Annotated in this window: 11 protein-coding genes and 1 tRNA gene; 5 read left to right on the forward strand and 7 right to left on the reverse strand. The window is 48.1% G+C overall.

Going from position 1 to position 11,769, the window contains the following annotated elements:
* The 3 genes from OEM52_10095 to OEM52_10105 form a co-directional block, all read left to right on the forward strand.
* The coding region (locus OEM52_10095; protein ID MDK9700482.1) for a DUF3078 domain-containing protein at nucleotides 1-890 on the forward strand (890 nt) is incomplete at its 5' end.
* A gap of 64 nt (nucleotides 891-954) precedes the next feature.
* Entirely contained in the window at nucleotides 955-1,419 is a 465-nt protein-coding gene (gene mscL / locus OEM52_10100; GenBank protein ID MDK9700483.1) for a large conductance mechanosensitive channel protein MscL, read from the forward strand.
* Between the two features lie 394 nt (nucleotides 1,420-1,813).
* Entirely contained in the window at nucleotides 1,814-3,352 is a 1,539-nt protein-coding gene (locus OEM52_10105) for a PQQ-like beta-propeller repeat protein (GenBank protein MDK9700484.1), read from the forward strand.
* 63 nt (nucleotides 3,353-3,415) lie between these two features.
* Here OEM52_10105 and OEM52_10110 read toward each other — a convergent pair whose 3' ends face one another.
* Genes OEM52_10110 through OEM52_10125 form a run of 4 tightly spaced genes read right to left on the reverse strand, consistent with a single transcriptional unit; the run spans nucleotide 3,416 to nucleotide 6,337 of the window.
* On the reverse strand, nucleotides 3,416-4,009 hold the full coding sequence (locus tag OEM52_10110; protein MDK9700485.1) for a hypothetical protein: 594 nt from the start codon (nucleotides 4,007-4,009) through the stop codon (nucleotides 3,416-3,418).
* 2 nt (nucleotides 4,010-4,011) lie between these two features.
* Nucleotides 4,012-4,860 carry a hypothetical protein gene (locus OEM52_10115; GenBank protein ID MDK9700486.1) on the reverse strand — a complete coding sequence of 283 codons (849 nt, stop codon included), beginning with the start codon at nucleotides 4,858-4,860 and terminating at the stop codon, nucleotides 4,012-4,014.
* A complete protein-coding gene (locus OEM52_10120) occupies nucleotides 4,857-5,474 on the reverse strand; it encodes a hypothetical protein (GenBank protein MDK9700487.1) in 618 nt (205 codons plus the stop codon). Before OEM52_10120 ends, OEM52_10115 begins: the two co-directional genes overlap by 4 nt.
* Entirely contained in the window at nucleotides 5,471-6,337 is an 867-nt protein-coding gene (locus OEM52_10125) for a hypothetical protein (protein MDK9700488.1), read from the reverse strand. The genes OEM52_10120 and OEM52_10125 overlap by 4 nt, the downstream gene beginning before the upstream one ends.
* Before the next feature lie 230 nt (nucleotides 6,338-6,567).
* Between OEM52_10125 and OEM52_10130 the strand changes: the two genes are divergently transcribed.
* Nucleotides 6,568-7,764 (forward strand): ribonuclease D, encoded by a 1,197-nt coding sequence (locus OEM52_10130; GenBank protein MDK9700489.1) that lies wholly within the window; start codon nucleotides 6,568-6,570, stop codon nucleotides 7,762-7,764.
* A 200-nt stretch (nucleotides 7,765-7,964) separates the two neighbouring features.
* On the opposite strand, the gene OEM52_10135 is transcribed toward OEM52_10130, so the two are convergent.
* The 3 genes from OEM52_10135 to OEM52_10145 form a co-directional block, all read right to left on the reverse strand.
* A tRNA-Gln gene (locus tag OEM52_10135) sits at nucleotides 7,965-8,035 on the reverse strand.
* A 40-nt stretch (nucleotides 8,036-8,075) separates the two neighbouring features.
* Complete coding sequence (locus OEM52_10140; protein MDK9700490.1) at nucleotides 8,076-8,939, reverse strand: inositol monophosphatase; 864 nt, start codon at nucleotides 8,937-8,939, stop codon at nucleotides 8,076-8,078.
* Complete coding sequence (locus OEM52_10145) at nucleotides 8,932-10,020, reverse strand: hypothetical protein (protein MDK9700491.1); 1,089 nt, start codon at nucleotides 10,018-10,020, stop codon at nucleotides 8,932-8,934. The genes OEM52_10140 and OEM52_10145 overlap by 8 nt, the downstream gene beginning before the upstream one ends.
* 60 nt (nucleotides 10,021-10,080) lie before the next feature.
* Between OEM52_10145 and OEM52_10150 the strand changes: the two genes are divergently transcribed.
* A partial coding sequence (locus OEM52_10150) for a transglycosylase SLT domain-containing protein (GenBank protein MDK9700492.1) occupies nucleotides 10,081-11,769 on the forward strand: 1,689 nt, incomplete at its 3' end.

Genomic DNA, 11,769 nt, shown 5'->3' on the forward strand with positions numbered 1-11,769 from the left:
CCATGCAACGGTTGGTAGTGTTCTTCATCCTTCTTCTACTTATGACAGGGTTTTCATTTGCCGAACCATGGAAACTGTCACTGGAAAGCAGCATCGGTCTCACTCAAAACACGTTCAGCGATAACTGGCAAGGAGGTTCTTCCGGAAGTGTCGCTTGGTCCACCCAATTCAACTTCCAAGCGGAAAAGCAGATCACTCCGAGTTGGCATAACCGGAATGTGCTTAAACCGTCGTTTGGACAGACCCATACGCAGGATCAGGAATCGAAAAAATGGTTGAGACCGGCGAAATCAACTGACCAAATCGATCTTGAAACAGTGTGGCGGTTAACAAAAGGGTGGGTTGTCGATCCCTATGCAAGTGGCAGGTTGGAGTCGCAATTTCTGGATCAAAGCGATACGATGAAAACGCGGAGTTTCAATCCGATGCGGTTGACCGAGAGTATCGGTTTTGCTCGTACGATGTGGAAAGGAGACAATTACGACTGGACAGTGAAGCTCGGCACCAGTGTCCGGCAGAACATCGACCGCGATGTCCTCAATGTTCTTACAAACACGCGAAGTGCAAAGACTGTTCGCGATGGTGGTATTCAAATTGACAGCGATTTGAAAACTCCCCTCAGCGAACGACTGAACTACACCGGAAAACTCACCATATTTCAAGCAATGTACAACTCTAAATCCGATGAATTGAAAGGATTGCCGAACGAGAATTATTGGCGGGCAACCGATGTTAATTGGGAGAATGTAATCACCGGTCGATTGTCGCAATACATCGCTGTATCATTGACTGTACAGTGGTTGTATGACAAAGAGCTCGATTTGGGCGGCAGGTTTAAGCAGACGATGACACTGGGGTTTTCCTATCTAATGAAGAGTGAAGCCAAGTAGCTCTTCTCACAACGTATACAACGTAAATTCGTGAAGTTTTCACTGCACAAAACACGGAGCAATCATGTTAAAAGAATTCAAAGAATTCGCGATGCGTGGTAACGTTATCGATATGGCGATCGGTATCGTAATTGGCGCGGCATTTGGAACGATTGTCGGGTCGTTGGTTTCCGATATGCTGATGCCGCCGCTTGGCTTACTTATTGGAAGTCTCGATTTCTCATCGCTTTTTGTCGTACTCAAAGAGGGAACTCAAACACCGGGACCGTACATGACGATTGATGCGGCGAAGAATGCCGGTGCTGTGACGTTGAATTACGGAAAGTTTGTAAATACGATTGTCAATTTTATCATCATTGCTTTTCCGATCTTCTTGTTAGTGCGGACGATTAACAAATTGAAGAGGAAGGAAGAAGCGCTGGCAGCCGCGAAAGCTTCGGCAGAGCCAACGACAAAGCAATGTCCGTTTTGCTATTCAACGATTCATGTTAAAGCAGTCAAGTGTGCGAGTTGTTCCAGTGAATTGTAGTTAGAATAGAATGAGCAAATAGAATCGGGTATCGAACGGTACCCGATTTCTTTTTGGATGTTTTATACATCTTACTAATTGCATATATATGTATCTAATATTCAGTGAATAGCATAATAAGTGTCTATTTGGTAGTGCTTTGATTATATTTGTGTAGAAGTAAAAGATGAAGCGGTCAGTTTTTCTGCAAGTCTCATCATTGCTTTTTCAAGACTTGTCCCACCGTTTTGTTTTTTCAGCTCACTTCTGACCAGCGACCCTGTATTTGTTTTTTCTTTTTCAACATCGAAATCACATGAGGGGTAGTACAATGCAATCTTTCCGCTCTCAAGTCTTTTTATTTACAGCTATGTTATCCATACTTGCTTTCAGCACGCTGTTATTGGCAGCTGATATGCCTATTGCGGATAAACTCTGGGAAGCGAAATTCGACAAAGATGTCGAATGGATGCAGTTATCCGACGCCGGTTATCTGGTCGTAAACACCAGTCAAGGGTTGTTCGGAGTTAAACCCGAGGATGGCAGTATCGTTTGGAAAATGGATGATGTAAAGAAAGTACCGGAAGATTTTTTTTCGACGATTCCGGGTACTCAATTCGTCACGATTACTAAATCGGCCGGACCACTTGGTGTCACGACAACAACGTTAGTCGTCGATGTTACAACCGGTAAAACGCAATGGACTACGAAGGATCTTGATTTAGTGAACAGCTTCGGAATGATCAATATGATGGAGGCTGGAGCTGTGTACCTCTTCGGACAGCACAAAGATGGAAAAATGGTAACGATGTTTGTCGATCTGGCAACTGGCAAACCACTGTGGACCAATGAGACGTTGTATAAAAAGAAGCCAATCACAATGTACAAAATGCGTCCGGAAAGCCAATGGAGTACCCGGATGAGTATTGTTGGCAATCAACCACCGGTGTTTCTCGACGATGGCAGTTACATCGAGTTCATGTCACAAGTAGGACCTCGCCGCGTAAATGGAAAAACCGGCGAAGTGATATGGACAAGTAAAGTAGAATTTGAAGGCATACCTGGTTTGCGCGACGGTTATGCACCGTTTGTCCTAAGTTCGGACAAGAAGGTGCTTTTCATTCCCCACGGCAAACGGGTCGATGCGATAAGTGTTGAAGATGGTTCGGCTTTATGGAAAAAAGCTCCGAAGCTTCGGTCTAAAGTAACTCAAATGCAAGCAAGTTCGGAAGGGTTGGTTGTAAGAGGATCATCGGGGCCTGACTCCAAACCCTATATAGATGTTATCGACTTTACGTCAGGTGAAACGCGTTGGAAGAAACCCTTCAAGGACTTGGCTGGTGCAAGTAGTTTCGATATCCAAGGGGATAAGCTCTACATCTATGCCGATGAGTCAATCTTTGAAATTGTTCTTGCGACCGGTGAGAATAAGGAAATTGTGAAGACGATTCGTTTAAGTGGTAATGAAATTCCGTCGTCGCTCGCGATAGTGGAGCAAGGCTATTTGTTGACTTCCTCTCAGAACATGCTGCTGTACGATAAGTCGGGAAATCAGGTTTACCATGCTTATCACAAGGCGCCGGGTTCGAGTTTGTTGGCGAAAGTAGCCTCGACCGCGGCAATTATGGCTGTAAATGCAGCATCGGCCGCAAGTGCCTATTCGCAAGCGCAATCGACCGGAATGTCACAGAGTTACACGGTAGTAACCAGTAATCCGGTGATGTCAAAGCGGTTCAAAGCAACTGCCGGTGGCAGCTCCAGTGTCACGGTTTTGACCGATGTTAAGACGAGTAGTGCAAAGGGACCGGGATTAGTGAAAGTCGACCGGAAAACCGGAGCGGATGTAAAGTGTGTCGTTTTGGGGACAAAAGAACCGAAATATGAATTCGACGATGTCGATGGCATGTTATTCTTCTTGTCCGACGACAAGGTCATTCAAGGATTCAAGTTTTAGTTTGTGATTCTTTTGGAAGATGGAAACGGGCGAAGTAATTCGCCCGTTTTTCTTTGCAAGCGATTAAAATATCTGCATCAACCAATCGGAGATTAAGAAGTCGATCCGGGAGATGAGAAGGGAGATTCGTCCCATCACCGTTGTGCCATAGGCGGCGCCGAAACTCACCATTAAGAAGGCGATACCAATCTTCGAGGTTTGGACGAGCGCTTTATGTTCCAAGGCAAAAAAGAAGTAGGAAAGGGAGGTAAGCGTTCCGACGATAATCAGAATGTTCGTTGCATTGTAGGGTACCAGCATTGTCCCCTGTAGTTGCGGGATGAGCTGTCCTTGGGTGAATTGAATCATGTTTAAAGCCGCACCAACGCCGATGTACAACGCAATCGGATAGCGAGCGACCCATTGTAGATTCGGGATCAACCGTAATAAAAGAATGATACCGAGCAGACCGGGAACAATCGGGAGGAGATCACCACCGCCGATTTTATCGATGACGTTGGGTTTCAAGACACTGTGCCACTGTACGGCAATCGTGTAACCGGTAGATAATCCAACGAAAATGTATTCAGCAAGCTTGTAGACGGGATTATCGCGATAGAGGAAACTGAACAATATCAGAGTAAAAATCGCAGCGATCCATGTTCCGAGCATATCCATGGTTACCGCCCCTCCGCCCGCGATTTCCGCTTCTGGAGCCACTTCGGTAAGATCGAAAGATTGCCAAGCAGAATGAGTATGATAATGACGATGTGAGCTACTGACTGGGCGTCCATCCCGCGAGTCGCTTTACCATCTTTTCCCACTAATTTTTCATATTCTGCAGCGCCTTTTAATCCACCTAACATACCAGTGAGTTGGTTGGTCTGCATATACGCTTCATACTGCGGGACATTCACCGCCGTCACCCCAACGCCAAGTGGAACACCGAATTGCGCGAGTCCGATGGTGATGTAGAAATCGACGGTAGCGCCGTGAGCGATATCGACCATGTACGAAAGCGCGCGATAGTTAGGACAATGTTGAAATATCGGCATTCCCGCGGTTACTTGACCCCGTTGGTCGTTTGGAAATGGTGCAGTCCACGAACTACCTAACGACAGTAAAAGAGCGTCGTTGCCCGGTTTGAAGCCGAGGTTTACATAGTCTGTTCCGTAGGTACGATTGTACTCTTTTGCTAAGTTTTCAAGGATACGGTCAGCAATTGGGCCGGTCTCGGGATAATTCGTGTACACAATGAGTGGGAGCCCGCGTTTCATCACATGGCGTACTAACGCAATTGCCATCGGTTGGCATTCCGGGATCGATGTCGGATCGAAATCGAACGCGATGAGTACCGAGGAACTTTCCGGCAACGCTTCGATCCGGTCGAAAATCGACTGCGAATTTTTGGTAATGGCGAGTGGCAAATTCAATGGGAATATCAATGGCAACGCTACCGCTGCTGCGATTGCCAGATAGATGATCCGGCGGTCTATGCGACCGAACATTTCCAACCATTGCGGCATCATCGACCCAACCAAGAGCGCTCAATTCCGAGCAGCGTTTTTAATCCAGTAGCGATCAATCCCAAAGCGGAACCGACGAGCAATGCTCGTTGCGCGGCAAGTGAGGGAACGGTTAGAATCCATTGCGCGATAATCGGGAATTTACTCCAAATGATTTCTCCGATGGGGACTTTGCCAATCATGACCAGTAATGCAGAGATAAGCAGGAGGGTTGCTAACCAAGTCTTGACGCGGAAAGCTCGATAGCTAGCGCTGGTAACGTAGAATGCGAGCAGAGAGAACATCGTCGCCTGCATCGGGTTCTGCACATTGGCAAACAACCATTGGAACAAACTATTAGGACCGTTATCGACAAAAATTCCCAATGATGCCATGCCAACCAAACAGCTGATGAGAACAAGTGAATAGAACCAACTCTCAGCACGGCGGCTGATACGCATACTGTGGGAGATTAGAATGCTGAAACCACCCATCAAATAACTAAAGCCGGCGAGTACAATAACCCATTCCGTTAGCACATCCTGCATCCGGGTAGTGACTGGTGAGTTCAAGAAGAACGCCGCGATAATCACGAGTCCGCATAATCCGCAGAGGAGGATGGCAAGGTTATTTTTCATTCGACATTAAACCACTGGATGTAGCCGTCCCAACCAAACATTGCTGCGAGGATACCTAAGAGAATCATGAATACAAAAGCGGCTTTCGACCAGTCCTGTCCGAGTATTGAGCCGAGGAGAATCGGTTCGCGGGAAAGATATGCGCTCGCGGCAAACAGCTCCTCGCCGATTAAAGTGTAGTCGCAGGAGGCAAGGAAGAACGGCAACTGGTGGGATTGCGCGGTTCCGGCAATTTGAATGGCACCGGTAGAGTTGCCGGCTTCGGCGATGACCAGCGATTCGGCAAAAAATTCACCGATAAAGAAATTGGCAGCGGTGCGTTCCCGTACGGCGTGTCCGGCAATGGCGGCGGCGTAAGCGAATTGGTTGTCGGTGACGTACCGGATGCGAGACGGATCGTATAAATCGGGTCGACCGGCGCTGAGATAACTTTGTTTAATCGTTTCCTGCGCGGTCGTCATGATAAGTGGGAAGCGGCACATTACATCGAGCGGCACTTCGTATTGGGCGCTATCTTTGCCTACCCGCTCGAGAATCGATAATGCGGCAAGGGTTTGAATCCGGTCGACATCCATACTGCCGGGAACAAAGAGGATCGAGCGTCCCATTTCCGCGGCTCGACCAATCGCTTCGTCGATGGCATCGAGGCCGCCGATACGTCGAAGGGTTAGAGGTTTACCGGTTTTCGCCAAAAAAAGAAAAACGATTACCAACGTACCAATGAGTAAAATGAACAGCATCACATTCAATCGTTCGGTACGGAGAATTCCGGTTGGGGCAGGCGTGGCAGGTTGGGTATTTTGTACAGGTACCGGAACAGAAATCTTCGTACTATCGAGTTGACTGAGGGTATCGTTTTTCACGATGGTCGAATCAGCCGTGTAGCCGATTGTACCAAAACTCAGACAAAAGAATAGCACAAGCGCTAAGCTACACTTCGTAATGGTACGACTGATAAACGTTGAGATAGTGATTATTCTGGGAATATGGGACAACGCGAACCGCACTTGGTAACGAAATTGATCCGGACTACTTTAGGAAACGAACAAAGTATAAGCTTGTTTCAACCATTCTGCAAGCGATCAGAGGAGCTGTGAAAAAAACATTTTCGATCCGCTTTATCGAGCGGCAGCCGGAGCTGGACGAATATTGTCACGAGTTAGCTCAGGCAAACCGAATCGCGCTCGATACCGAATTTATTGGCGAAGGGCTTTACTATCCGAAACTTTGCCTGATCCAAGTTGCGACCGATTTCAATGCGACCGTAGCGTTAATCGACCCGTTGCAAGGTCTTCAATTCGACGAGTTCATACGCATCCTTTCCAATAGCGAAGTCGAGTTGGTATTTCATGCGGCTCGACAAGATATCGACATCCTGACCGGACAATTGCATGTCAATATTCACAGGTTGTTTGATACCCAAGTAGCCGCCGCCTTTTTAGGCTATGGTGATCAACCGGCATTAACCCGACTCATGATGTCGGAGTTAGGGATTAAAATTGAAAAGGGGGAACGGTTCACCGACTGGTCGATTCGTCCACTCTCCCAAGCTCAGTTGGAATATGCCGCGATGGATGTCGCGCACTTGATCGAGATTCGCAATCGTCTTGAACAACAATTGCTGGCGAAACATCGCTGGGGGTGGTTTTATGAGGAGTCGGTACAAATTCTCGCCCGCGACCGGAGCGTCGACGAGAGTGAATTGTGGCGGCGGGTGAGTGACCGACGTGGTTTGAAACGCCGGGAATTGGGGATTTTGCAGGAGTTGGCTTTGCTCCGGGAACATACCGCCCAGCATTGGAATAAACCGCGCGAATATGTGATTCCCGACCGGGTGATGGTGCAGGTTTCGCGCACCAACATTCATTCCGAGCAAGATTTGAAAACGTTGCGAGGTTGGCGAGCGCCGAACGACAGTAAATTTCTGCAAGCAATTCTCCAAACAATCGATAAAGCAAAAGCGAAACCCGAGGATGAGTATCCCCGCGAAGAGTTTGGCACCGCAATGCCAGTTGAAGCGAGCGCTGTGAGTGATTTACTTTCGGCATGGCTCAAAATCGTTTCAGAGCGAATAGGAGTGTCATCGCCACTGCTTGCAGTACGGGCAGAACTCGATGCGGTATCGCGATGGGGGTTTGAACGGAAAGGCTCAAATCCGCCGCCAGTACGATTTGTCGAAGGTTGGCGGTTGGAGGTCTTAGGAAAAAACCTGTTGGAGATTGCTTCGGGGAAGAAGAGCATCGGTTTGTTTTCTGATCAGGAAGATGTGTTGTCGATAGGAAGGAAGTAGCGATAGTATTGAGCAAGTTGGGATGGACAGACAAGAGTGTCTGTCCTACGGAAAAGTCAGACAAGGTTGCCTAACCTCCAATTGCAATTGGGATTGCCTCGCTTCGCTCGCAATGACACGCAGGCAGGATTGTCTGCGCTACCGATGGAAAACGTAGGTTGGAAACAAAAAAACGCCGACTGAGAAGAGTCGGCGTTGTGCTGGGGGATAGGGATTCGAACCCCAATTCTATGGTCCAGAGCCATATGTCCTACCGTTAGACGATCCCCCAAGTGATCGCGCCGTAAAGTTAAGGTAATCGGCAACACGAGTCAAGTTGCGTCCCGAGAGGCTTTTGGAGCAAAGGTCTCAGGAAATATCGAACGAAGGAGAGCAAACCCTTCGTCGTACAATTGCGGCGGAGCTGCCCAAATGCAACCGTTCACCAGCGGATCATCACACTGTGCGATACTGCCAACGATGCCGCCCGCTTCGCGCACGATAACTTCTCCACCGGCAATATCCCACGGTGCTAAATTCAATTCCCAATATCCATCCAATGTTCCAGAAGCTACCCAGCAAAGATCGATGGAAGCCGCACCACATCGGCGCATTGAGCTTCCGGCTCGAAACATTTTCCGAAATGCGGAAAGGTAATCTTCCGTGAATTGTTTCGCGCGAAAGGGAAATCCGGTAGCAAAAATCGCATCGGAAAATTCTCGATTGTGATTCACTGAAATTGGTTTTCCGTTGCGAAACGCACTGCAATTTTCGGCTGCGCAATACAAATCGTTTGACGCAGGATTGTAGACAACACCGAGAATTCGCTTTCCGAACGGACTACCGGGGAGCAGGGTTTCACGCGATTCTAAGCCAATCGAGACAGCGAAAATCGGGATACCGCGGAGAAAATTAGTCGTGCCATCTAACGGATCGATGATCCAGCGGTACATTGCATTCGTATTGGTTGAGGTTCCTTCTTCGCCTAAGAAATCGAAGTTGGGATACTTTTTGGAAAGTAGTTCGAGGCAGAGCGCTTCACATTCTTTATCGGCAACACTGACAAAATCATGTTGCGCTTTGGTTTCAATTTCGGAAGGCGAAATTGTACCATAATACTTCATGAGTAGCGCACCGGCAGCTCGCGCGACTTCTTCAACTTCAACGAGCAAATCGAACAGTGTAGCCTTATCCACGTCTTCTCCGCAGTCGTACAATCAGTGTGACGATAATTCCCAATACTGCAAGCGTAGTCAATGCACCAGTCCAAGACCAAACCAGAAAGCGTGCTTCCATCGAATAGGGACCGCTATATCGGAGCATCGCCCCATCGAATCTCCACTGTAGTGTATCGCCATAAGTCGTATCGGCATTGGAGCGGATGAGCCAACCGCCATATTGAAAATCGACCGTGATGCTCTCATCTTCGAGATCGTTATAGGTGTCGCTTACCCTTTTCAATGCTTCCCATGTCGAAAATGCTTTCGGCATTTGAGTTGGCATTAGCTCGGCGGGAAGCAGAGTGTCACTAATGTAGGTCCAGTAATCCAAATCGTTCGATTGTGGGGGATCGGAACGCAATGTGTTGAACCATCTATCCGCCAGTTTCTCCGCCCACTCGGATACTCCGGTCGCCGGGTTTCTCGGATGTTGTAATCTTAACGAGTCGGCAAGATGGTCGAGCATTTTCGCGGCGACCATTTTTCGGAATTGCATGACAGCTTGTGCATGTTCGGTTTCGATGGAATCCTGCGAGGCAGCCGTAAGGGGGATTCCGGCTTCTTTAATCGCCTCGACCTTTGAAACGGGGGCACCTGAATCAGGATCAGCAAATGGGAGCATCGCATTCCCTGGGACGTTCCCTTCGAGGATATGTAATTTAACTGGGCCTAAGTAGATACTGCGCAGCTTAATGTATGGTGTGATTGGAGATTCTTCACTCAAATAAAGGTTTGCCACCTCGGTGTGCGATCTCTTACTGGGAGGGATTAGGTTATCGTTGAAAAAAGTTTGACCATCCCAAACACCGGTTTGTTCAAAAGAGCCTTGTTCATCCTCTTTGCCCGGTTTCGGCGGTTGCAATATCCAGTTCTGTACATAACCCGGTAAGGTTCCGCTCGCCAAGTCAACGCTGTCACCCATCCAGTGAAGGTAAAACTCTGGTTTCCGCGTTGTGTCCCATTTCACAAAGATTCGACGTTCGAGGCAACCACTGAACAGAACCGCGAAAACAAACAACGCAGTCGCGTAGGTCACGAGCCGTACATGTCGATTCACAAAACCTCCCTTTACCGTAATACTTGCTTTCGCTATCGGTTGAATGTAAGTTGGCTTCATATGCCGATCGCGAAACACTTGCCTATACGCGCTATGTTAGCTCTGTTCCTGATTGCGATGACTCTGTTCGACTGGTCGCAATCGCAATCTGCATTCGGTTTTTCCAAGCCGAGAGCACTGACACACGAAGACTCGTTAGCGCTGTTCCCACCACCACTACCAGTTAAACAAGATACCATACCCGAAGAGAAAGTACTGCTCCGCAGTCTGGAGATGGTGCGGCTCGATAGCGTCGTAGCACTGCTCACTTTAGCCGACGCTCACTTCTCTGTTCACAACTACGACAAAGCCGGGTTGTTCATACGCGCCGCCTTTGCGCAATATGCCAAAGTAAATGAAGCTCGCGACGATTCGCTCGAAGACCACGCTGACTCTGTATATGCCGAGTTAGTGTCAAAATATAAATCATATTTAGCAAAGCAACCGATTCTGCCGCCGGAAACACCTCTCGCTGTGTTATTAGAAGAAGATACAGAACATATTCAAGTCCCGGAAGCGACCCGCCGCCGAGTCGATGAGTTGTTACGAGTGACGCCGACCGAGCAGCTCGCGTTTCAAAAGCTGTTACCGCCTACAAAGTTACAAGATTTGACTACCCGCCCGGATAAATTGCCGCCAATTCCAATAGAGACAAATCAAAGAGTCGAAAATGCGATGACGTTTTTCATGACACGGGGAAAAGCGGTTTATGAGCGTTGGTTGCAACGTTCCGAACGTTTATTGCCGGTTATCGTGCCGATTTTACGCGAGGAAGGCATTCCTGAAGAGATTTTCTGTCTGGCAATGATTGAATCGGGATTAAACCCACAAGCTTATTCAAAGGCGCGAGCTGCCGGAGTGTATCAGTTTATCAGTACAACTGGCACTCGATTTGGATTACAAAGCGGTTGGTGGGTTGACGACCGTCGGAATGTCGAAAAATCGACCCGGGCAGCTTGCCGATATCTTCGAGCACTCTACAATCAATTTGGCGATTGGAATTTAGCAATTGCGAGTTATAACTGCGGGGAAGGTAGAATTGCCCGCAATATCAAGCGTGAGAAGACAAAAGACTATTGGAAGATGCGACGGTTACCCCGCGAAACCCGCAATTACATTCCTACTTATCTGGCAGCATTGATAATTTTTCAAGACCCGGAACGGTGGGGTTTCAAAAAACCCAATTTTACTCCACCGATGGAATCTGACACAGTGATGGTCGATGGCGTTGTAGATTTGTCGGTTGCAGCGAATTCATTAGGGATTCCCTATGATGAACTGAAGTGGCGAAATCTTGAACTAATGCAATTCTGTACCGATCCAACTGTGGATCGTTATCCGCTCCGAGTACCGCTTGGGATGGGGAAACTATTGCTCGATACGTTGCGAAAATTGGATCACGACAAGAAGATTCGTTGGACCGATCACGTTGTTCGCAAAGGTGAGACATTACGTTCGATCTCCCGGAAATATGGATTATCGGAAAAAGCGATTTCGGCGTTACCATGGAATTATTCCTCAATTCGTGGAAAAAATAGCGTGATTGTCGGTTCGACGTTGAAGTTCCCGGTTCCGGTCGGCGAATTGGCGGCAAATGGATCACCCCCGGGGGTTACACCGCAGGGAACCCGGAATCAAACAACTCGCGAACGTAATTTTGTGATTGTAAAACGAGGAAATACACTCTCGAAGATTGCCGTAGAGGAAGAG

This window comes from bacterium (genome assembly GCA_030247525.1).
Lineage (GTDB): Bacteria > Electryoneota > JAOADG01 > JAOADG01 > JAOADG01 > JAOTSC01.